At 37.0% G+C, this 23,981-nt stretch carries 20 protein-coding genes; 19 read left to right on the forward strand and 1 reads right to left on the reverse strand.

Features of this window, described 5'->3' with window-relative positions:
* Positions 1–11: 11 nt before the first annotated feature.
* The 12 genes from AC4HCY_RS11895 (at position 12) to AC4HCY_RS11950 (ending at position 15,534) form a co-directional block, all read left to right on the forward strand.
* Positions 12–914, forward strand: a complete 903-nt coding sequence (locus AC4HCY_RS11895) for an ABC transporter permease subunit (RefSeq protein ID WP_323431469.1) — start codon at positions 12–14, stop codon at positions 912–914.
* Entirely contained in the window at positions 911–3,262 is a 2,352-nt protein-coding gene (locus AC4HCY_RS11900; RefSeq protein ID WP_491094328.1) for an ABC transporter permease subunit, read from the forward strand. The genes AC4HCY_RS11895 and AC4HCY_RS11900 overlap by 4 nt, the downstream gene beginning before the upstream one ends.
* The gene (locus tag AC4HCY_RS11905) at positions 3,259–4,221 is read left to right on the forward strand and encodes an ABC transporter ATP-binding protein (RefSeq protein ID WP_323431441.1); all 963 of its coding nucleotides are present in this window, start codon (positions 3,259–3,261) and stop codon (positions 4,219–4,221) included. The genes AC4HCY_RS11900 and AC4HCY_RS11905 overlap by 4 nt, the downstream gene beginning before the upstream one ends.
* Positions 4,222–4,251: 30 nt before the next feature.
* Positions 4,252–5,556, forward strand: coding sequence for an efflux RND transporter periplasmic adaptor subunit (locus AC4HCY_RS11910; RefSeq protein WP_491094329.1), 1,305 nt, complete (start codon positions 4,252–4,254; stop codon positions 5,554–5,556).
* Positions 5,553–6,191, forward strand: coding sequence for an ATP-binding cassette domain-containing protein (locus AC4HCY_RS11915; RefSeq protein ID WP_323431443.1), 639 nt, complete (start codon positions 5,553–5,555; stop codon positions 6,189–6,191). Before AC4HCY_RS11910 ends, AC4HCY_RS11915 begins: the two co-directional genes overlap by 4 nt.
* Positions 6,192–6,202: 11 nt before the next feature.
* The gene (locus tag AC4HCY_RS11920; RefSeq protein ID WP_323431444.1) at positions 6,203–7,339 is read left to right on the forward strand and encodes an ABC transporter permease; all 1,137 of its coding nucleotides are present in this window, start codon (positions 6,203–6,205) and stop codon (positions 7,337–7,339) included.
* Positions 7,340–7,425: 86 nt separating this feature from the next.
* A complete protein-coding gene (locus AC4HCY_RS11925; RefSeq protein ID WP_491094330.1) occupies positions 7,426–7,998 on the forward strand; it encodes a cell division protein ZapA in 573 nt (190 codons plus the stop codon).
* A gap of 32 nt (positions 7,999–8,030) precedes the next feature.
* A complete protein-coding gene (locus tag AC4HCY_RS11930; protein WP_491094331.1) occupies positions 8,031–10,424 on the forward strand; it encodes a U32 family peptidase in 2,394 nt (797 codons plus the stop codon).
* A gap of 27 nt (positions 10,425–10,451) precedes the next feature.
* Positions 10,452–11,126 (forward strand): response regulator transcription factor, encoded by a 675-nt coding sequence (locus AC4HCY_RS11935; RefSeq protein ID WP_491096113.1) that lies wholly within the window; start codon positions 10,452–10,454, stop codon positions 11,124–11,126.
* On the forward strand, positions 11,123–12,589 hold the full coding sequence (locus AC4HCY_RS11940; protein ID WP_323431448.1) for a sensor histidine kinase: 1,467 nt from the start codon (positions 11,123–11,125) through the stop codon (positions 12,587–12,589). Before AC4HCY_RS11935 ends, AC4HCY_RS11940 begins: the two co-directional genes overlap by 4 nt.
* A 144-nt stretch (positions 12,590–12,733) precedes the next feature.
* Positions 12,734–15,106, forward strand: coding sequence for an endonuclease MutS2 (locus AC4HCY_RS11945; protein WP_491094332.1), 2,373 nt, complete (start codon positions 12,734–12,736; stop codon positions 15,104–15,106).
* On the forward strand, positions 15,103–15,534 hold the full coding sequence (locus AC4HCY_RS11950; protein ID WP_323431450.1) for a 2-thiouracil desulfurase family protein: 432 nt from the start codon (positions 15,103–15,105) through the stop codon (positions 15,532–15,534). Before AC4HCY_RS11945 ends, AC4HCY_RS11950 begins: the two co-directional genes overlap by 4 nt.
* A 55-nt stretch (positions 15,535–15,589) precedes the next feature.
* On the opposite strand, the gene AC4HCY_RS11955 is transcribed toward AC4HCY_RS11950, so the two are convergent.
* Positions 15,590–16,495: a selenium metabolism-associated LysR family transcriptional regulator gene (locus AC4HCY_RS11955; RefSeq protein ID WP_323431451.1), complete on the reverse strand. Its 906-nt coding sequence runs from the start codon at positions 16,493–16,495 to the stop codon at positions 15,590–15,592.
* Between the two features lie 174 nt (positions 16,496–16,669).
* On the opposite strand from AC4HCY_RS11955, the gene AC4HCY_RS11960 reads away from it, so the two are divergent.
* From AC4HCY_RS11960 to AC4HCY_RS11990, 7 genes are all read left to right on the forward strand, one after another.
* Complete coding sequence (locus AC4HCY_RS11960; RefSeq protein WP_323431452.1) at positions 16,670–16,936, forward strand: putative Se/S carrier protein; 267 nt, start codon at positions 16,670–16,672, stop codon at positions 16,934–16,936.
* Between the two features lie 39 nt (positions 16,937–16,975).
* Positions 16,976–17,863 (forward strand): LCP family protein, encoded by an 888-nt coding sequence (locus AC4HCY_RS11965; RefSeq protein ID WP_491094333.1) that lies wholly within the window; start codon positions 16,976–16,978, stop codon positions 17,861–17,863.
* 116 nt (positions 17,864–17,979) lie between these two features.
* Complete coding sequence (locus AC4HCY_RS11970; protein ID WP_323431454.1) at positions 17,980–18,591, forward strand: lactate utilization protein; 612 nt, start codon at positions 17,980–17,982, stop codon at positions 18,589–18,591.
* 25 nt (positions 18,592–18,616) lie between these two features.
* The gene (locus AC4HCY_RS11975) at positions 18,617–19,522 is read left to right on the forward strand and encodes a bifunctional enoyl-CoA hydratase/phosphate acetyltransferase (RefSeq protein WP_491094334.1); all 906 of its coding nucleotides are present in this window, start codon (positions 18,617–18,619) and stop codon (positions 19,520–19,522) included.
* 17 nt (positions 19,523–19,539) lie between these two features.
* The gene (gene iorA / locus AC4HCY_RS11980; protein WP_323431456.1) at positions 19,540–21,288 is read left to right on the forward strand and encodes an indolepyruvate ferredoxin oxidoreductase subunit alpha; all 1,749 of its coding nucleotides are present in this window, start codon (positions 19,540–19,542) and stop codon (positions 21,286–21,288) included.
* Position 21,289: 1 nt separating this feature from the next.
* On the forward strand, positions 21,290–21,862 hold the full coding sequence (locus AC4HCY_RS11985; RefSeq protein WP_323431470.1) for an indolepyruvate oxidoreductase subunit beta: 573 nt from the start codon (positions 21,290–21,292) through the stop codon (positions 21,860–21,862).
* 52 nt (positions 21,863–21,914) lie between these two features.
* Positions 21,915–23,963 (forward strand): ATP-dependent helicase, encoded by a 2,049-nt coding sequence (locus AC4HCY_RS11990; RefSeq protein WP_491094335.1) that lies wholly within the window; start codon positions 21,915–21,917, stop codon positions 23,961–23,963.
* The last annotated feature ends 18 nt before the right edge of the window (positions 23,964–23,981 follow it).

The raw sequence follows: 23,981 nt of genomic DNA on the forward strand, positions 1-23,981 counted from the left end.
CATTGAATAGAGTGAAACATATTATTAAAAAAATGTTTTATGGGATAACTATCCTAATAGCTTTCACTTACATAAGTATTTTTATCTTTTCTATTCCGACCGGCTATAAATGGGAAATTAAAAACGGCAGGATTGTTTATAATTATCCTGTCAGTATGATTCTCAAAAGGAGCAATTCTATATTTGTTTCTCTTTTGGAATTTAATATTGGAGAGAATATTAAGGGGAAATCATTGGTGGAGCTGCTGTATAGAGCTTCCGGGAAAACTGCTTTACTTCTTTCTGCCTCCATAACCATAGCATTGATTTTTGGAATATTAAAAGGAATAATAGACAGCAATAAAGGCAAAAAAACCAATTCTTCACTAAAAATCCTTACCTCTATATTGCCCATATCTCTTCCCGATGTTTTGATAGCTGCAATCATGCAGGGTTTTGCGATTTGGTTAAATCAAAAAGGCATACACATATTCAAAGTTGCTGGTTCAAAAACAATAAGCCATTCTTTTCTGCCTATAATCGTATTGTCAATACTACCTGCTTTTTATATTGCAAGAATCACTGCGCTGGCGGTGGAGGATTGCTTTAAAAAACATTATATACTTGCTGCAAGAGGCAAAGGGTGCTCTTCACACAGAATTCTATGGAACCATGTCATGAGAAATGCAATAAGAACTATTGTCGAGGGATTGCCGAACATATCATCATTTATAATAAGCAACACTTTGATTGTAGAATATGTTTTTTCTTACCCCGGATTAACTACTGCTCTTATGAATCATATCACCATGCGCGATGCCAGAAGCTCTGCAATTATTATTATTTTAATCGGTTTTATTTACTTTGCCTTAAACGGGTTATTCGGTTTAATAAATATGATTATAAAGAGATCCTATAGGGAGGAAGCGGTATGAGAAGGATAAATGTATCCCTTTTTATTGGTGCAGCAATTTTATTATTCTTTCTTTCAATGTGTTTTTACCCGGAGCATTTCTCCGATGCAGATCCCTATGGGAGAGAAAGGCTTCAATATTCAAATGAAAACGGCAAGGGCACAATAATCGTGCCTCCTATTCCGCCCAACGAAGAATATCCTTTTGGAACAGATCACAGAGGCAGAGATGTGAAAAGCTTAATAGTATATGGGAGCAGATTGACTATATTCTCAGCATTGAGCATAGCGGCAATAAGGCTTATGATAGCTTTGCCCTTATCAATAGCAGCCGCATACAAGGTAAGATTTGCCAATAACTTTATAAGCTTCTTCAACACCATGTTCAGCGCCTTTCCGCTGATAATAGTAATCATTGTTTTATCGCGGATCAGTTTATTTCAAGAGATATTCAAAAGCACCAGCTATACAAATATGGTTTTGCTTTCGGTGCTGGGCTGGAGCAAGTTAGCTCATATGCTCAGGGCGAGGATAGATGAAATACTCCATCAGGACTTTATCGAAGGAGAAATTGCCATTGGAAAGAATAAATTAGAGATTGCATTGCAAAATATTTTGCCCCATTTAATACCTTCAATGTTTGTATTATTTTTCCTTGAAACTGCTTTAATATTGCTGACTCTATGCCAATTAGGCGTTTTTGGATTGGCATTCAGCGGGGGCTATGAAAATTCAGAAGGGGATTTAAGAGTTCCTTTAGAGTTTGATTGGACTTCTATGCTGGCTTTTTCGAAATATTTCTACAGGGGAGAAAACAGCTACCTTGTATTATTTCCGTCTATAGCCTTTGCATTGAGTATAATTGGCTTTAATATGACAGGAGAAGGTTTAAAAATAGAGTTTGAAAAAGAAAACTCAAAAGTGATCACATTTATCAGAGCAATTCCTTCTTTTTTATCACCTATAAGGCTGGTCCATGAAATAAGAAATTTCGACAAATATAGAAAATGTGTTATACGAAAACTTGCTTTTTATTGTTTTGTTCTTTTAATAGTGTTTTTTCCCCAGTTTAAGAGCCCGTATAAATTCGATGATAATAATGTGATGAGGATTGTATCTGAGCTTACTTCAGAGAAGTACGAAGGCCGCTTGACAGGCTTCAGCGATAAAGACAGCCATGTTTCCGGTTATATTGCCGGTAAGCTTCAAGAATACGGTTTAGAAGCTTTTGACGGGGAATATGTACATGAAAATGTGGTTGAAGAAGTATTTAATATAAAAAATGCAGAGTTCAGGTTGATAGATGATGATAGGCCTCAAGAATTATTATTTAAATTCAGAGAGGATTATATGGTGACTTCAAGTAATTCCTATGATGGCATATTAGATATTGAATTGTTTGAAATGAGGAGGTTTGAGGTCAGAGAAATAGAACTTAATGCTGAGCGTTACAAGGGAAAGGCTCTTATTATAGATGCAAGATATATGGATCCAAGAATGTTTACTTCCTTAAATGATGCCCTATCCTTTTATGCAAAGCCCGGAGCTATAATATATATTGATGACTGGACAAGCAGGGATATAAAATATAAAAGCGATATCATCAACAAAACCTTTAATGATGTATTAACATTGTCTTTGTCTTCGGAGGCGGGAGATCGTTTGATGAGGATGGGTAAATGCAAGGTGCGAATTACTGTTAATATTGAGAAAAAGCAAAATGTAGCCGCAAGAAGCGTCATTGGATATATTCCCGGTGCAGATAAAAGCAAGAATAATGAGTTTGTTGTTATCGGGAGCAATCTGGATGGAGTGGGCTACGATCAGGATATTAAATATCCTGCCGCAGGAAGAGCAGCAGGAGCTGCAGTATCTCTGGAGATAGCCAGAGCAATTTCAGAGAGCGGGGTTGAGCCGGATCGGAGCATAGTTTTTGCTTTTTGGGATGGCAATATGACCCATGACCGAGGATCTAAATACTTTTTTTATAAATATATAATCAATAAAAATAAAAGGATACTTTATATAGATTTAATGAATTTGGGCTACAAAGGTACAAACAAATTGCTTGTGGATAATTCGAAAATTTTTCCCAATAACAAGCAAGAGCAAAAATTTGTTAAGATGTTGAAAGAAAACGCCAAAAAAAATGAGGTGAAGCTTTTATTCGGAGGGTTATATAGCCCTGCAGCAATTGATTTCACCAGCAGAGAAAGCCAGCCGATGATATTGGACAGTTATATATCAGATGAGATTGCAATGACACAGCAAGACAGCATTGATGAAATAGATTCTGTAAAGCTCAGGCAGACGGGTCAGATGCTGCTGGATACAATCATATATTCTTTCACGGGAGGAAATAAACAATGAAGTCTCTATTAGAAATAAAAGATCTGCAGGTTTCTTTCTTAATGAAGGATAAATTAATAAATGCTGTTGATGGTGTCAGCTTTGATATACCAAGGAAGAAAATAGTCGCCTTAGTTGGTGAATCCGGGAGTGGAAAGAGTGTTACAGCATTGTCGGTAATGGGCTTGATTGGCTATGAAGGCGGAAGAGTGATGAACGGGGAGATCATATTTGATGGACAGGATATTTTGAATATGAAGGAAAAAAAACTATCTAAAATAAGAGGCAAGGATATATCAATGATCTATCAAGATCCGATGAGCACTCTAAACCCTGCTATTTCAGTAGGAGAGCAGATTAGAGAGAGTTTGTTGATACATAAGATGGCTTCACGCAAGGACAGTAAAGACATTTCTATTGAGCTTATGGAGGAAGTAGGCATTCCTGATTCGCCTCAAAGGTATAGGGATTTGCCGGGATCTTTCAGTGGCGGTATGCGGCAAAGAATAATGATTGCGATGGCTTTAAGCTGCAAACCAAAGCTCCTTATTGCGGATGAGCCGACTACTGCATTGGATGTGTCCATACAGGCTGAAATCATGAATACGCTGCAAGATATGAAGAATAGAATAGGAATGTCTGTTTTGCTCATAACCCATGATTTAGGATTGGTGGCCCAATATGCCGAGAGGGCCATCGTGATGTATTGCGGCAAGGTTATGGAAGAATCATCAGTGCAATCCTTATATGAGGAGCCTCTTCATCCTTATACGATTGGGCTGATGAATTGCATTCCAAGAATTGATATATCGAGGGATGAGTTGTTTTCCATACCCGGCTATGTGCCAAGCATTTCTAACTATCCTTCAGGCTGCAGATTCCATGACAGATGCTCTGAAGCAAAGCCCGTTTGCAGAGACAAAATGCCGGATTTGATACAGATAAACGAAGACAGAAGAGTAAGATGCTGGTTGTATTGATTTAAATAAATGCTGTAGGGGGTAAATCATATGAAGTTTAAAAGTTATATTAAATTTGTACTGGCAGTGGTCCTGATTTTGTTTATCACTTCGGTAGTATATATAATTGAACCTGCTATGAGATTAGAAAAGACTAGTGTTTCCTATGCAGCGAAAAGAGATCTGGTGCAATCCATAGTGGTAAACGGGACTGTTGAGGCCAAAGCAAGAGAAGATATAACCGTGGCCGGAGGTCAACTAATAAAAAAGCTATACATAGAGAAAAGCAGCATTGTTAATAAAGGAGATACCCTATTCGAAATAGATGACAACAGCCTTGAAATGAATATAAAAAGCAAAGAAATTGAGCTGAAAAAGGCAGAATTGGAACTCCAGACTGCCAGAACCTCAAACCTGGAAAAAGATAATGCCCAAAATATGTTAGCTTTAGAAGAATCAGAGTTAAACATTATGAAGCTCAGGGCCAATATAGAGGAGATAAAGGAGAACTTGGATGTAAGCCGGTCAATGTATGAAAAAGGCTATCTGTCAAAAAAAGATTTGGAAGTTGAGGAGTATAACTACAAAAAAGCTTCTGCTGAGCTTAAGCTTATGGAGAAAGAATTCGAGTTGGATAAAGAAAAAAATGAAGAATTTGCATTGAATTATGATAAGAATAAAAGGAACGATGAAGAAAGCCTGTCAAATAATATAGAGCTGATAAAGCTGCAGCTTCGCGAATTATATAATAAAGCAAAGGAAACAAATACTGCATCCATCGATGGTAAAGTCATTAATCTGGAATTAAAAGAAGGGGAAAAGGTCAATTCAAATGGACCACATATATCAATCTATGATTTGTCGGAGCTTTATATAGATATGGTGGTAAATCAAAGATATGCATCATATATTAAGCTGGGCGACATTGCTGAAATTACAATGCCGGGCGTAGAAAAGAACAAGCTGTACGGCAGTGTTTACAGCATTGATGAGATTGCAAGCCCAGATACTTATTCAGGAAGAGAGATAGGCTTGAAAGTGAAGGTGCAGATTAATAATCCTGACCCTGTTGCCAAAGTAGGTTATAAGGCCAGTGTTAAGCTAATATTCAACAGTAAAGAAAATGCTGTAACGGTTGATTATAGGGCTATAGTTAAAGATAGAGATGATAATGAGTTCATATATATTTTAAAAGACGGCATAGCTAACAAAACTTATGTAGAAACCGGAATTAAGACCGATTTTGATGTTGAGATCACTAAAGGCGTCATAAGCAGAGATCAATATATTGTAAATCCTTCTGAAAGGATGAGAGAAAAGAATTCCTTCAGATTGTGGAGGTATGAGATTAAATGATTACTCAAATAAAAGACATGGTTATTTGGGCGGATAATCTTACAATAAATGACAGCTTAAAGGATATCAATCTTATCGTAAAAAAGGGAGATTTGATCTGCATAACAGGGCTTAGCACGGAAGATAAAAGAGATTTTATAAGAGTGCTTGGCTGCTTTGAAAGGCCAAGCAAGGGGAAATATGTATATGACTATGAAAATATAAATTTAGCGGAATATGGCAGACTGGATAATATCAGAGCCGGCAAAATAGGTTATGTGTTTAGCAAGCCCATACTTTTTGAAGATTTGAATGTGATCCAAAACGTGACATTCTGGATGAAGAATATTTGCTCTCATAAGAAAGCTCAAGAATTAGGGCATAACATATTGAAAGAATTGGGGATGGAAGAAAAATGTATGTTTGGCATAGAGCAATTGAACAAATTGGAGAAGATGATTGTATCTTTTGCAAGAGCTGCCATAAATAATCCGTTATTGCTGCTTGTCGATAATATTTTTCTCTGGCTGAGGCCTGCTGATTACGGCAAAGCAGCAGAATTGATATCGAAATTCGTCGAAAAGGGCATAACTGTTATAGTTTTTACAGATTTTACAGAGTATTTGCCTGAGGTTAAAAAAGTTATTCATTATTAAGGAGTATGTATATGAAAAGAGCTTTATTTAAGTTTATTCATGACAATACTATATTTATGTTTTTCCCTGCAATAGGAATAATAGCGGCATTGGTTTTGCTTACTGCAAGCTTTTCAATATACCGGGGAGGAACTGAAAATGCAACAGCCTGCTATAAGAAAGATGATAAAAGCATTTTATCGGCAGGGCTTAAGGATAAAGATAGCTTAACATTATCAAAGAATGTGCTGAACTGGGAAGATGGAGATAAGTTCAAAGAAAAGCTCAATAACGTTGAGGAATTGATATTTGCTTGTGAAGGTTCCGGCTCTCTGTCTTCTGATGTTAAGGATATTCAGATAAAAGCTGTGGGAATAAATCATCTTTATTGGAACATTGAGAACAAAAAAATATTATATGGGCGCTTGATAAATGATGAAGATGTGTCCTCGCTCAAATCTGTTGCTGTAATCAATGAAGAGGCCTCATTAGACTTATTTAATACTAAAAATGCTGTAGGCAATAATGTAGATATAAATATCGGAGGAAACACAAGAAGCCTTTCGGTGATAGGAGTTCTGAAAGACCCGTATTTCTATGATCAATCTGTATGTTATATACCCTACGATTTATTTTCTTCAGACAGTTATGATAATAATTGGATATCGATAGTGGTTCCAAAAGCCGAAAAAGATGATAGTGGGGACAAGCTCTCTAAAATATTGTATGATAGATATGGATCAGACATATATGAAGCCCGTGAATATAAACAGCTGTTGTTTATAGAGGACTGGCTGAAGGATAACCTGAACCCAGCATGCTTATTGATCATAATGTGTACGTTGATAGGTATAACTACATATGCTTTTGGCATAAGCAATTATTTAAAAACTGAAAAAGAAAAAATATACATGCTGAAAACCTTCGGCGTAAGCGATGATAAAATAAGAATCAAGCTGTTTAATAAGCTTTCGCTGCATGGATTTTTGATATTGCTGGTCAGCATAGCCTTGGGCTACATTGCAGCTTTTATCATAGGAAGCTTTGTTTTTATAAAGCCCGGGTTTTCTATAATACATATATTCATCATACTAAGCTACGGTTATTTTTGTTTAGCATTGGCAATATTGATTTCTGTGATCAGGTTTAAAATCAATGATATTTTTTAATTCTATTTATTTTGAAGGAAATACATGATTTATAAAGAATATATATTAAAATTGCAATAACTCTTAAAAGATAGGAGTTGTATTATATGAATACCAAAAAAAAGGTTGTAGTAAATATTTTTGGCAGTGAATACACAATAATTGGAGAAAGCTCAGAAGATTATATAAACTACATTGCAGCAAAGGTCGATGAAACAATGAGGGATATTGGCAGCAGAAACAGCAGATACAGCACTACGATGATAGCTGTTCTTGCTGCTTTGAATATGGCGGATTTTCTTTATAAGGCTCAAGAAGAAGCCAGTGTATTATCTGATGAAAATAAAGCGTTAAAAGATGAAATAGCTGTTCCCTTTGAAGAACTGGAAAACATCCGTAAGGAGATGGATGCTCTTAAACAGCAATACCTGATCATCCAGGATGAACTTACCAAAAACCAAATTGAATTAGGTGTAATCAATAAGGAGCATAAGAATTTATTAAAAGAGAATAAAGACTTGAAGGTTGAACTTGATGTTTCCAGATCTGCCTTGAAGGAAATGCAGAGCAAACTATTTGAAAGCCAGATTGACCTGCTGAAGGCCAAGAAGGAGCTGGATGAACTTAAATCTTTTAGACATAATAAAAGCAACAGAAATCAAAACAATATCAGCTCATAATTATATTAATTTTTATAGGATGTGTTCTTTGTATGAATATAGAACTACTTGCTCCTGCAGGTAATTTTGAATCACTTATTGCAGCGGTTGAGAGCGGTGCAGACGCTGTATACCTTGGCGGAACAAAGTATAATGCAAGGGCTTCTGCAAATAATTTTGATGAGGAGACGCTTATAAAAGCTGTAAAATATGCTCATATCAGAAATGTTAAGATATATATAACGGTGAATATATTGATATCTGATGATGAATTAGAGGATGCGTTGAAATATACAGAATTCTTATATAACAACGATATTGACGGAATAATTATACAGGACATAGGCCTTCTCTACTTGATAAATAAATTTTTCCCGGAAATGCCTTTGCACTGCAGCACTCAGATGACCATACATAATAGGGATGGTGTGAATATACTTAGAGGTCTAGGAGCCGATAGATTTGTGTTGGCAAGGGAGATGGATATCAAGGAAATCAGCGGCTTAGTTAAAGATACATCTGCAGAGATAGAAATCTTTATCCATGGGGCACTATGCGTATCTTATTCGGGCCAATGTCTTATGAGCAGCCTTATTGGGAGAAGAAGCGGAAATAGAGGGAAATGTGCCCAACCCTGCAGGAAAGCATATACTTTAATTGACATGGATGATAATAAGTCGGATTCATACAAAAAATCTTATTTATTGAGCACCAAAGATTTAAACACCATAAAGCATTTGGATGAAATAATAAGAGCCGGTGTTAAATCCTTAAAGATCGAGGGGCGAATGAAGCGCCCTGAGTATGTAGCCGTAGTTGTGAAGCATTATAAAGAAGCTTTAAATAATATTATAGAAAAAGGCAAAGCAGAAATTGATGATGATGTTTATAGGGCGTTGGAAAGCGCATTTAACAGAGGTTTTACACATGGATTTTTATTCAATGAAAAAAAATCCGAAATAGTGAATACAACAAAGCCAAGCAATAGGGGAATATTGTTAGGCAAGGTATTGTGGCAAAAAGACGGCAAAGCGGGAATATCTGTTGACAGGGGTACCATAAACAAGGGAGATGGCATTGAAATTGTGCTGGGAAATGGAGTCAGCACAGGTTTTAATATAAATTCAGCGGAAAGAGATGCTGCCGGAGCCTTGATCATTAATGCGGATAAAAAATTAACTCCGGGCTTGCCGGTATATAAGACTTTTGATAAAGCTCTTAACGATAAAGCGATCAAAGAATACTTTTATGAAAACAGGAGAAAAGTATTTCTTAGCGCGGAGTTGTTTATCAGGTCAGGAAATAATCCAAGTATTAAAATATGGGATCATGAGGGCCACAACGTTGAACTGCAAAGTGCGCATATAGCTGAGATAGCGGAAAAAGCGTCTATAACAGAGGAAAAAGCCATCGCACAACTGAAAAAAACCGGCGACACTCCATATATATTTGAGGATATAAAAGTTCATATGGACAGCAATGTTTATGCACCCATGAGCGTATTGAACGAATTAAGAAGAGATGCACTAAAAGCGATGGATGAAGCTTTATCCTGCAGAAATAAGCGCAAAGATATTCATATAAGCAATGCAAATTTTAGGATTGATATCATTCCCGAAAAGCGTGATGATAATAAAATTTTATTTGGTGCTTCTTTGTGGAAGTATGAAAATATTAAGCCTGCAATAGAGGCCGGCATTGATTATGTTTATTACGGAACACAAGACAGGATACCCCAAACTGTGGAATTCTGCCATGAAAACAATACGGATATATTTTTTCTTCTTCCGAATATTATAAAGGATGGAGAGATTGAAAAATACCGCAAAATAATAAAAGAGAACAATTTTGACGGAATAGTCATATCAAACATCAGCCAGCTAAGCTTTGCAAATATAAAGCCTGGATTGAAAGTAACAGGCAATTATAGCCTGAATGTTTTTAATAAAAGAAGCTTAGAAGTATATATGGAAATGGGTGCTCATGTAATATGCCCCTCTGTAGAGCTTGCACTAAAACAGATTAAGCCTATGGCTGGATATTATGGAAGCAGAATGGAGCTTATGGTTTACGGCCAATTGCCATTGATGACCATGGAATACTGCCCGCTTTCATCATCTGACGGATGCAAAGACTGCAGCAAGCAGAGCAAATATGGTCTGAAGGATGAAAGAGGAGCTGTATTCCCTATATATTGCAATGATCATAAGACACAACTGCTGAACAGTCATATTTTATTTATGGCAGAGTATATGAATAGAATCATCGAAACAGGTGTCAAGAGGTTTAGAATGGACTTCTATAGGGAGAAGACAAGAGAAATCAAGGAAATTATAGAGCTTTATAAAGATTTCAGAAATCAAGATGGTGGGAAATATGTTGATGTGATACAACGAATAAAAAATATCGGACATACAAAAGGTCATTACTTCAGGGGAGTTGATTAAAGGAGGCAGTTTCTCTTGGAAAAGGTTATTAGAATTTTGCTCGTGGAAGATGAAGCCAAGATGAGAGAACTTATTAGGATTGCTTTTAAAAAAGAAAATTTTGAAACATATGAAGCCGTTGATGGTAAACAAGCCCTAAATATTTTCAAGAATTTTCACTTTGATATCATTATTTTGGATATCATGCTGCCGGAGATAGATGGATGGACCGTATGCAGGGAAATAAGGAAAAACTCAGATATACCGATAATATTGCTGACGGCAAGAGGAGAGGAATTCGATAAGCTTTTTGGATTTGAGCTTGGCGCAGATGATTACATAGTAAAGCCTTTTAGTCCCAGAGAATTAGTTGCAAGAGTAAAAGCTCTATTGAGAAGAGCTGAGAGCAAAAATAAAGAGATATCAAGTGAGTTTGATATCGGAGGTATTAGTATTAATACCTTGTCAAGAGAAGTTAAAATTAATGGCAATACTATAAATCTTACAAATAAAGAATATGAGCTTTTGCTTTTTCTGTCGACAAATCAGAATATTGTTTTCACCAGGGAGCAATTGCTCTTAAAAGTATGGGGATACGACCAATACGGAGACCCGAGAACAGTTGATACTCATATCAAGAGAATCAGGGAAAAATTAGGAGGCAAGAACAGCTGCATTGCTACAATTTGGGGAGTAGGATATAAATTTGAGGTACCGAAATGAAGCATAACAGTATTATGATAAAGCTCTGGAGCGGAATTATCGTTACAATACTTTGCATACTTTTTATGAGCATGGTTTTTCAAACAAGATTTCTTTATTCATTTTATTTTAATGAAAAAGTAAAAGAGGTCGAAAAGATTGGTCAGGACATCGCAAGAGCCCTGGGAAGAAATGAATATAATTTTAATATACCCTATGTAGACGCTATTAGAAATGTGAACGATATGATCATTGTTACCGGCATAAGCGGTAGAATAACATATATTACAGGAAGTGCAGATTATAAGCAAGGGTGGGTTTTTGGGCTAAAGTATTTGGATGACATACTAGATGGTGAAAAGATTCAAGATGAGAATAAAATGCTTAAGGGGCTTGATTCCCTTATAATAGGCGTGCCGATAAAGAGGAGCCAGGAGCCTCTGTGGGATGTTAAGCAGAAGCAGCTGTATGAGAATGAGATTGAAAGCAGAGCACTTCAAGAAATCATTGGAGCAGTATATATAGTAACCCCGCTGGAGCCCCTGGAAACGACTATTCAAGCCATAAAGATTCAATTCTTATATATATTTATAGGAGCTATTATAATATCTTCACTTATTGCTCTTCTATTGTCGCATAGCTTTTCCGACCCATTGATTAAAATTAATGATGCTGCCAAGGAGATAGCCCGGGGTAATTATAATACGAAAATACATCTTAAGTCCAGCAGGGAGATAATTACACTGGGAGAAACCATAAATAATTTGGCCAGACAACTTTCGAGGGTAGAACAAATACGCAGAGAGTTTATTGCAAATGTGTCCCATGAGCTGCGAACACCTCTCAGCTATCTCAAGGGCTATACAGAAATTCTGATCGATGGCCTGGCTGAAACAGATAGTGATAGAGAAAAATATTTGAATATAATTTTGGAGGAATCAGAAAGGTTAAGAAAGATGGTGGATGAAATACTGCATCTTTCACAGATTGAAGCAGGGTCCATACAGTTGAAGCTGTCTCCCTTCAGTATAGATGCTCTTATAAAGCGGACTATTGACAAGATACTGCCTTTGGCAGTCAAAAGAGATATCTCCATAAAGTATAACAAGGTTGATGATGACTTGTTGTTATGCCTGGCAGATGAAAACAGAATAAAACAAGTGTTGATCAATCTTATGACCAATGCGACCAAACACTCCTACGATCATAGCAATATACTGATAAGCTCATATAGATTAAATGACAGAATATATATCTGTGTCAGAGATTTCGGTGAAGGTATCTCCGAAGAAGATCTGCCATTTATCTGGGATAGATTTTATACGGCAGGAAAATCTAAGGATAAAAGTATAGAAGGGATTGGTCTGGGGCTGTCAATAATAAAGAGCATAATAAATGCACATGGCTGCGATATCACAGTAAATAGCGTAAAGGAAGAGGGAACTGAATTTTGCTTCTGGCTGCCTTCTTATGCAGAAAATTGATTCCACTGCAATAGCTGTTCTAATGGCTGATATAAAATTGCATTGTGAAGGGACTTAGAGTTTGTTAGCGAAGCATAGGATCAGTCGCGTCAATTGTTATCAGTCAATATAATAGATTTAATAGTAATTAATGGAGTGATATAAATGAATGAAAAAACATTGCGGGTTTTAGAATACCAAAAAATAATAAAGCTTGTTGCAGATGAGACGGTATCGGGCCTCGGACGGGAAATCGCTTCATCTTTAAAACCAAGCAATAATATATACGAGATAAAGGAATGGCTGCAAGAAACAACCGAAGCTACTGATATAATATTGAAAAGAGGAAATTTTCCTTTAGAAGGCATGCATGACATAAGAGTAGCCTTAAGAAAGGCTGAGATAGGTTCAATGTTGGGAATGGATGAATTGCTGCTGACATCCTATACCCTGGCATCTGCAAGAAAGATCAAGGCTTTCATGAAGGAGGATAAAGGTGAAAGTGCTTATCCTATAATTGAAGACCTTGTAAATTTGCTGAGTGAATATAAGAATATAGAGAATAGTATAAACAACTCAATATTGAATGATGAAGAAATATCAGACAATGCGAGCCCGGAATTAAATACTATCAGAAGGAAGATACGAGATAAGCATAGCCAGATAAAGGATAAATTAAATAGTATGGTGACCTCCTCCACTTACCAAAAATATCTCCAAGAACAAATTGTTACGATGAGAGGGGACAGATATGTACTGCCTGTTAAGCAAGAATATAGGGGCAATGTGCCGGGTATAGTCCATGATCAATCCTCAAGCGGTGCTACTTTATTTATAGAGCCCATGACAGTGGTTGAATTGAATAATGATCTGACGCAGCTGAAGCTGAGGGAAAAAGAAGAGATTGAGAGGATCTTGATAGCCCTTTCAGCAATGATAACAGAGAATTATGAAGGCATCAAAACTAACATGGAGATACTGTCAACCCTTGACTTTATTTTTGCCAAAGCCAAGTTTTCCCTTAAATATAGATGTTCTGAACCCATCATTAATATAGAGGGCAGAATAAATATTAAAAAGGCAAGGCATCCGCTGCTGGATCCTAAGATTGTGGTTCCGATAGATATCAGGGCGGGAGAAAGCTTTAATACTTTAGTTATAACAGGACCAAATACAGGAGGAAAAACTGTTACGCTAAAGACAACAGGCCTGCTTAACCTGATGGCCCAATCAGGCTTGCATATTCCTGCAGCAGATTATAGTGAAATTCCTGTATTTGATCAGATATATGCGGATATAGGAGATGAACAAAGCATAGAACAAAGCTTGAGCACCTTCTCCTCACACATGAAAAATATAGTAACAATATTAGCTAATATATCAGAGAATGCTTTGGTTTTACTGGATGAACTTGGCGCAGGAACAGACCCTACAGAGGGTGCTGCACTTGCAATGGCAATTTTGGATCTTCTCCATGAAAAAAGTGTAAGGACTGTAGCAACTACCCATTACAGCGAGTTGAAGATTTATGCCTTGACCACACCCGGAGTATGTAATGCAAGTGTGGAATTTGATATTGAGACATTACAGCCTACTTATAAACTATCCATTGGAGTTCCGGGAAAATCTAACGCCTTTGAAATATCCAAAAAGCTTGGCCTTGACGACTTAATAGTTGAGAAGGCAAAAGAATTCATCACAAAGGATAAAATAAAGTTTGAAGATGTAATTGCCGCTTTGGAGGAAAGCCGTAAAAAGGCAGATGAAGAGAAATATATTGCTCAAAGGCTGAGAAATGAAATCGAAAAGACGAAAGAAGAAGCCGATAAGCGTTTGGAAAAGATTATGGCACAAAAGGATAGGGTCATTGAAGAGGCTAATAGATCGGCAAGGCTTATGGTAGAAAAGCATAAGGAAGAAGTTGATTCTTTAATAAAACAGCTTAGGGATGCAATAGATAAGGATAATGAAGAAAAGGCAAGAACCATAGAAAAGGTCAGAAAGGGTTTTAAATCTATAGAAGATGAAACAGAAAAAACCTATGGGATTGCGCATACTACGAGAATCAGCCATAAGCCTCCGGAAAAATTGAAGCTGGGTGACACGGTGAAAATATTGAATTTAAACCAAAAGGGAAATATAATTACCCTGCCGGATGATAACGGCAACCTCACTGTTCAAGCGGGGATAATGAAAATAAATGTAAACATTAAAGATATACAACTGGATAAAGATGTTAAAGAAGAGGTTATGACACAAAGATATGCCAGGATTGAAAAAGCAAAGGCTTCACAGGTTCCTCATCAACTGGACCTCAGAGGGAAAACTCTGGATGAGACCCTGCTGGATATAGATAAGTATCTTGACGATGTTTATCTCGCCGGCATTCCAACTGTAACAATAATCCATGGCAAAGGTACAGGGGTGCTTAGAAACGGTGTAAAAGATTTTTTAAAAAACCATGCCCATGTAAAATCATTTAGGACAGGAGGTTATAACGAGGGTGGACTTGGTGCTACCATCGTAGAGATAAAATGAATATAATAGTGAGCGCATGCCTTTTAGGCATAAATACCAGATATGATGGAGACAGCTGCAATAATGAAGGTGTAAAGGCATTGCTAAAATATCATAATTTGATACCTGTATGTCCTGAACAGCTTGGAGGCATGTCTACTCCAAGATACCCATCAGAAATTTCTGCAGGGAGTGGTACTGTTAAAAATCATCATGGTGAAGATGTGACCTCATTTTTCAGGAAAGGAGCAGAAGAGGCACTGAGAATAGCTCATTTATATGGGTGCAAATATGCAATACTGAAATCCAAAAGTCCGTCCTGCGGTCATGGCTTGATTTATGATGGGACTTTTTCCGGAAAGCTGATAAAGGGAAATGGCCTTTGCGCTCAAATGTTCATAAATGACGGTATAAAAGTTTATACAGAAAATGATGAATTTTTATTATAATTTTTGCTAAAATGATTGATGCGGGACAGCGCCGCATCAATCATTTTAATCTTGACTAATGGTTTTCATAATAGGATATAGCATATTCTTTAAACATATCAGTTATTGGAGACATAGGCCTGCTCTTATGGTAAACCATATAGAACTCTCTATTCAAACTGAATTCCTTTAATTCATAGGCATTTATCAACCCGAACTTAACATAATCTTCTGCGCTTATTGAAGACACGATAGAAACCCCAAGCCCAAGGCTCACCGCTTGCTTTATCGCTTCGGTGCTGTTCATTTGAGCGACTACATTTATTGATTTTGGATCTATATCAGCCTTGATCAGCTTTTTTTCAAATTCCTTTCTAGTACCTGAGCCTGTCTCTCTAAAAATGAAATTCTCATTTTTCAAGTCTTCCATCGATATCTTATTGCCGTCTATTTCTGCAATTCTTTTATTTTTGGGAGTTATAATAACCATTTTATCTTCAAGCAATTTTTCGTATTTTAGCTTTTCATTATTGATTATTGAGCCTACTACACCTATCTCAAAGCTGTTATCCAGCAGTTCTTCAATTACTTGTTTTGTGTCCAACTGTATTAAATTAAAAACGATATTTTTATATTTTTTCTGAAATCCGAGGATTAGTTCGGGGATTATATACTGGCCCGGGACAGTAGATGCTGCAATTTCAAGCTTTCCTGAAGAACCCTTTGTGAAGCCGTTGAGAGAAAATACCGCTGCATCTCTTGTGTTCATAAGATTGAGAGCATATTCAAAAAATATCTTACCGGCTTCTGTAGGTAAAACCTCCTTTGCAGATCTGTCAATCAGCTTGGTGCCGATTTCATTTTCTAAAGAATTTATATGAGCGCTTACGGTTGGCTGGGTTAAATATATAGCATCAGCAGCTTTTGAAAAACTTTTGTGCCGGACTACATAAACAAAGGCTTCTATTTGCTTAAAATCCATTTCTGCTACCCCCATAATAAATATTGAAAAATTAAATATCATCTAAATGATACAACTCTATATGGATTAAGTCAAAAATAATTGATTAAAAATAACAACCCGGGCAGATAAAACATTAATTTGATTATGAGGAAAAAGGATAGTATAATATATAATCGTCAAGAGGTGATAAAAATGGCTGAAAAACAATATATTTTTACATTTAATTCAACACATCATGCATTGATGTTTGAAAAAGCAGCAAATGAGAATAATTCTAATATTATAATGATGCCTGTTCCCAGAAGTATAGCATCAAGCTGTGGCTTGGCGGTCAAATTCAGTCAGGAAAATTATGATGAAATAGTGGAGATAGTGAAGAATAAAGGATTAAGCTATGCTGATCTATATAGAATAGAAGACTTTGGCGGAGAAAAAAAATACATTAAGCAGGATATATAGGATACTCTAAATTTTTTTTGATAACTTGGAGGTAAGATTTTGAGCAAAAAGAAAAAATTTCTTAAAATATTTTTGATCAGCTTTGCGGTAGCTTTAGCTTCATTATATGGTGTACTATATTTATTTTTGAACAGTATAAGCATTAAACCCACTGATGGAGTATCTCCAATGCCGGATAAAAGGGTGAATGTACTGGTCATAGGGGTTGCCAAGAATTTGTCCGACACAATAATGATGGCAAGTTATGATATGGAAAAAGATAAAGTAGACATTTTTTCGATTCCCAGGGATACCTATTACCCTAGAAAAGGTTATAATCATGCAGCCCAAAAGAAGGTTAATGCAGTATATGGGAGCAGCGGCGCTGAAGGCCTTGTAAAAGCAGTAGAATATATTACCAAGATGGATATTGATTATTATGTGCAATTTGACTATGAAGCTGTAAAGGCTATTGTAGACGGGCTGGGCGGCTTAAAAGTAGAAGTGCCTAATGACATGAATTATGATGATCCTGCTGATGATCTTCATATTCATTTTAAAAAAGGACAAGTAGTAAAGAATGGCGAGGATATCGTAAAGCTATTGCGCTGGAGAAAAAACAACAAAGGCGGAGGCTATAAAGAAGGGGATTTGGGCAGAATAAAAATGCAGCAGCAAATTGTTAAGCTGGGCATGGAAAAGGTTATAAACGGAAACATTGTTGCAAACTTTCTCAAGCTCCAAAGCCCAATAACAAAATACGTAAAAACCAGCATGACGCCTAAAGAAATGATGTATTTTGCCAATAAGGCAAAAGATATAAACTCTGAGAGTATATTTTTCCATACTGTACCTGGAAATCCTAAGACTATGGAGGGCCTTTCATTTTTCGTAATAAATAAGGACAAGCTAAAAGAAGAAATAGACCTGGTTATGGCGGAGGAATAATTGTCTTCAAACCTCTTTTAAACTGCAGCAATATTAAAAGAGGTTCTTTTCACGCTTGGACAGCATATGTATGTTGTGATAAAATAAAAAATGAGAGAAGGAGAGGGGGTGTTTTCATGGATAAAAGAATTGAGGATACAATCAAAGCTCTTAATAAGAATAACTTTAAGGCCCGATTTTTTGAAGATTCGGACACCGCAGTTAAAACTCTGCTGGAAGAAATCAAGGAGACAGATTCCATTGGAATTGGGGGAAGTATGACGATCACAGAATTAGAGCTTCCCAAACTCTTGCTGGAGAGGGGCAATAAGGTATTTTTTCATTGGCTTGAAACTACTCCTGAAAGCATGGATAATGCCAGAATAAACGCTTCCAGGGCGGATGTCTATCTTACAAGCACTAATGCATTTACAGTAAAAGGGCAGCTGGTAAATATTGATGGGGTTGGTAATAGAGTGACTTCTATGATATTCGGCCCTAAAAAAGTCTATATAATATGTGGTATTAATAAACTGGCAGAGAATTTGGAAAAAGCGATTGAGAGAATTAAAGAAAATACATATAAAAATGCAAGGAGGCTCAATCTTAAGACACCCTGCGCAATAACCGGGAAATGCAACGATTGTGACAGTCCTCAGAGGATGTGTAGTGTGACTGCCATATTAGAAAAGAAACCATCAAAGATTGATATTGAGATTATTATAATAAATAAGTCATTAGGATATTAAAAACGGGATTTACGGAGGTGAAGACATGATAAAAAACTTTGATGAACTGCTGTCAGCTGTAAAAAACAATAAGACAATGAAGCTTGCTGTGGCAGCTGCCCAGGATAAAGATGTGCTGGAGGCTGTAAATTCAGCCGCAAAGATGAAGTTGGTAGAGCCCATCTTAGTAGGAGATGAAGCTGCTATAAGAAATATCATGGATGATATCAATATGGCAGACGAATACAGGATTATACATGAACCAGATGTAATACAATCGGCTAAAATCTCTGTATCTTTGGTAAGAGAAGGAAAAGCAGATTTTTTGATGAAGGGAATTTTACAGACTGCTGATATTATGAGAGCCGTTTTGGATAAGGAAGCCGGATTGAGAAAGGACAGCTTGATAAGCCATGTCATGGTATATCAGGTTCCAAGCTACCATAAATTATTGTTTTTAACAGACGGAGGCATCAATGTTGCCCCTGACCTGGAGCAAAAGGTGAAAATACTTGAAAACGCTATTTCAGTATGCAAGGCTATGGGATTGAGTAAAATATATGCTTCTGTTCTCGCCGGAGCAGAAACCGTTAATGTTAAGATCCCAGCGACTGTCGATGCTGATGCATTATCCAATATGCATGATAAATGGACCAAATTGGAAACTGTTGTAGAAGGCCCGGTTGCTTTGGATCTGGCCATCAGCAAGGAAGCATGCGAACATAAAAGATATAAAGGCGAGGGCGGGGGAAATGCAGACATTTTATTAGTGCCTTATTACGAAGTAGGAAACGCCCTCGGCAAATCATTGACCTACTTTGCAGATTCAAAATCTGCAGGCATTATAATGGGAGCTAAGGCACCCATTGTTTTGGTGTCCAGAGCAGATACTTCTGAAACAAAATTACTTTCTATTGCTATGGGAAGCATTATAGCCAAAAATATAAAATAATCTAAGGGGGAATTCTTGTGAGACATTTAATGTCAGGCAATGAAGCAATTGCCAGAGGAGCTTATGAGGCTGGGGTTACAGTAGCGGCTGCTTACCCGGGAACTCCCAGCACAGAAATTCTGGAAAATATGGTAGAGTATAAGGATAAGATTTACTCTGAATGGGCACCGAATGAGAAAGTGGCAACCGAGGTAGCAATCGGTGCGTCTATTGGTGGAGCAAGGAGCCTGGCAGCTATGAAGCATGTTGGTTTAAACGTAGCAGCTGACCCCATTTTTACCTATGCATATCTTGGAGTAAACGCAGGCTTTGTATTGATTACTGCTGATGATCCGAGCATGCACAGCTCTCAGAATGAACAAGACAACAGATACTATGCAAGGTTTGCAAAGATGGCGATGATAGAGCCTTCCGACAGTCAGGAATGCAAGGATTTTATAAAGGAAGCCTATAGAATCAGCGAGGAATTTGATACGCCGGTTTTGTTCAGAGTAACTACGAGAGTTTGTCACAGTAAGAGCATTGTTGAGTTTGGCGAAAGAGAAGATGTTCCTTTTAAACCTTATAGCAGGAACATACCTAAATATGTTGCAACTCCGGCTAATGCAAAGCTTGCACATGTAAGAGTAGAAAAAAGGCTAAAGGATTTAGAGGAGTATTCAAATAAATCTCCGCTTAATAAAGCTGAGTATAATAATAAGAGTATCGGAATTATTACCTCTGGAATAGCATATCAGTATGTAAAAGAAATATTCGGGGATAATGCTTCCTATCTGAAGCTGGGCTTTACTTATCCCCTGCCGATGGCCCTCATAAAGGAGTTTTCTGAAAATGTTGAAACTCTATATGTAGTTGAGGAGCTTGAACCATTTATGGAGGAGCAAATCAAGGCAGCAGGAATTAAATGTATAGGCAAGGAGCTTATACCGATTATATACGAATTAAATCCTGAAATAATTGCCAAGGTCATGTTGGACAAGACATATGAATCAAAACCATTGGAAGTAAATGTGGTGCCGCGCCCCCCTGTTCTTTGCCCGGGCTGCCCTCATAGAGGATTTTTCTACACAATGTCAAAAAAGAAAAATACAGTAGTGACCGGCGATATAGGATGCTATACACTTGGCGGAGCTCAGCCTCTTGAAGCTTTGGATACATGCATTTGCATGGGAGCCGGCTTTACTGCAGGAATGGGCATGTCAAAAGCCTTTGAGGCCTCAGGCAGGCAAGGAAAGGTATTTGGGGTTGTAGGAGATTCTACCTTCTTCCATTCGGGAATAACGGGTGCCATAGATATATTGTATAATAAAGGCAAAATGGTTCCGATTGTACTGGACAACAGGATTACAGGTATGACCGGGCACCAGCAGAACCCGGGTACCGGAAAAACTTTGATGGGTGATCCTGCTCCTGAGATAGATGTTGTAGAAATATTAAAGGCCATAGGATATAAAACAGTTAAAGTTGTTGATCCGTGCGACTTGAAGGCCATGGATGAAGTCATAAAGGAAGCTGAAGAAGCAGATGAATCCTATGCAATAGTGACAAAACGCCCTTGTGTCTTGATAAAAGGCTTGCCAGCTCCAAAGACAAAGTGCGCAGTTGATAGAGATAAATGCAAAAAATGCAAAATGTGCTTAAAGGTAGGATGCCCGGCAATATTTTTCAAAGACGGGAAATCTTATATAGAGCAATCCATGTGCGTAGGCTGCGAGGTATGTATGCAGGTATGCAAGTTTGATGCTATAGGAAGGGTCGGTGAATAGGATGAAAGCAGTAAAGAACATTCTTCTTGTAGGGGTCGGAGGTCAAGGTACAATTCTGGTGAGCAAGATTCTAACTTCGGGCCTTGTTAAAGCAGGATATGATGTGAAGATGTCAGAGGTCCACGGCATGGCTCAGAGGGGAGGAAGCGTTACTACCCAAGTCAGATACGGAGAAAAAGTATATTCACCAATAATAGGCAGAGGTATGGCTGATATCTTGGTGGCTTTTGAAAAAATGGAAGCAGCAAGATGGATAGAATATCTAAAGCCTGATGGCATAGTAGTAGTAAATAATTATGAGATACCGTCTCTGCCCATAGCTATTGGTAAGGCTGAATATCCTCAAGGCGTAATGGAAGCTTTAGCAAAGAATTTTAAAACCATAGAAATTGATGCCGCCAAAACTGCTATGGAGTTGGGAAATATTAAAACCCAGAATATTGTCCTGCTGGGAGCGCTGGTTAAAGCTTTTGAGCTTAATGAAATTGATTGGATAGAGATTCTAAAGGAAATTATACCTGAGAAAATGCTTGAAATTAATATTAAGGCCTTTGAAAAAGGGATGAGATTATAATATAAAACTTCAGGGGGGACTTAGTTCTCCCCTTTTTTAAGGTGTGTCATATATGAAAGCAAATTTAGAAAAATTGAATGATGAGCAACTGGAAGCTGTCAGGCATTATAAAGGTCCTTGCCTGGTAATAGCAGGCCCCGGAACGGGAAAGACCACTGTGATAACTCATAGGGTGATGTATTTGGTCAAACATCATAGAGTTGGGCCTGGGAAAATACTTGTAGTGACATTTACAAAGGCGGCTGCTAAAGAGATGGAAGAAAGGTTCTGCAAGCTCCCGGGATATTCAAAAGAATATAATGCTGTAACATTCGGTACTTTTCACTCCATATTTTTTAGAATATTGAGGAAATATGAAGATTATAGGCTGGAAGATATCCTGGATGAAAAAGAGAGATATATGATAATAAAATCAATAATAAAAAGCTCAGGTTATAGCTTTTTCGAGGATGAGCAGGTTATAGAAGCCATAATAAGCGAAATGTCATATATTCAGAATGCTCTCATGGACCTTGATGATTATAAGCCTGATTCAATAGATAGGAATGCATTTAAAAGCATTGCAGAACAGTATGAAAACTATAAGCATAATAACAGAAAATATGATTATGACGATATGCTAACACATTGTTACCATATACTTGTCAATAACCCGCATGTGTTAAAAAGCGTTAGGGAAAAATTCGGTTATATACTTATTGATGAGTTTCAAGATATAAATAAAGTACAATTTGAAACTATGAAGATTATTGCGTCGCCATTAAACAATATCTTTATTGTAGGTGACGATGACCAATCTATATATAGGTTTAGAGGGGCAGACCCAGGGATAATGTTTGAATTTTCCAATGCATATAAAGCTTCTGCCAAAATAACGTTGAAGTATAATTACAGAAGCAGCAAGGCTATAATAAATTCTGCCATGTCCTTAATAAATAATAATAGAAATAGATATCAGAAAAGCTTTAAGACTACAAAAGATATGGGCATGTACCCTTCGGTGGTAAGAGTTGAAGATTTTGAGGAAGAAGCTAAGATAATTAGAGAAAAGATAGCAAGCCGAGTAAAGAAGGGCGGAAATTATTCGGAATTTGCGGTCATATACAGGACCAACCTCCAGTCAAGGGCCCTAATTGATGCCTTTATTGCAGGTAATATACCCTTTATATCTTATGATGGGGTGGCGTCAGTATATAATCACTGGATATTTATGGACATATTGTGTTATTTTAAAGCTGCGTTAGGTATAGAAAAAAATAATAGCATATTAAGGATAATAAACAAACCAAATCGTTACATAGCCAGAACAGTTATAGAGAATGCTTTAAATAAAGATGGAGATCTTATAGATAATATTATCAAATCAGGTGCTTTAAACGACCTTCAGATAAGAAAGCTGTATGAATTGAAAGATAGCTTATTAAGAATTAAAGATATGCCTCCGGGTAAAGCAGTCAGATATATAAGAAGCTTTGCAGGATATGAAGAATATATAAGGGATTACGCATATGTGAAATCTATAGAATTAAAATTGTTCAAGGAAATATTAGAAGAAATAAACAGTTCAGCAGAGAGCTTCACCAATATATTGGATTATATCGAGCATATAAGAAAAATTGCGGAGTCAGTTCGCAATAAATATAGAGATACTAAAAAAAGTGACAGCGTAGCTTTAATGACTATGCATAAAGCTAAGGGATTAGAATTTGATCAGGTTTTCATATCAGGAGCAGTAGACGGTATAGTGCCGTATTATAGAGATGATGCTATATTATCAGCTGACCTGGAAGATGAGAGAAGACTGTTTTATGTCGCTATGACAAGGGCGAGAAACGAACTATGGATAGTTGTTCCTAAGCACAGATTTTCTCAGAAAACTTCAGCCTCCAGATTTATAGAAGAGATAGATGCATGGCTAAAAGATTATAAATGCAATATTAAATCCGGTGATATAATACATCATAAACATTTTGGTGATGGTACTGTTAAGGAAATCAGTGAGACGTCGGAAGGATGCAGAATTATAGCGGACTTCAACGGTACGATCAAGAAATTAAGCCTTGATGTTTTGATAAAAAACAAGATAATCAGATTGAATTAGAATTTCAAGCATTATTTT

This window comes from Lutispora sp. QWL-02 (assembly GCF_058315355.1).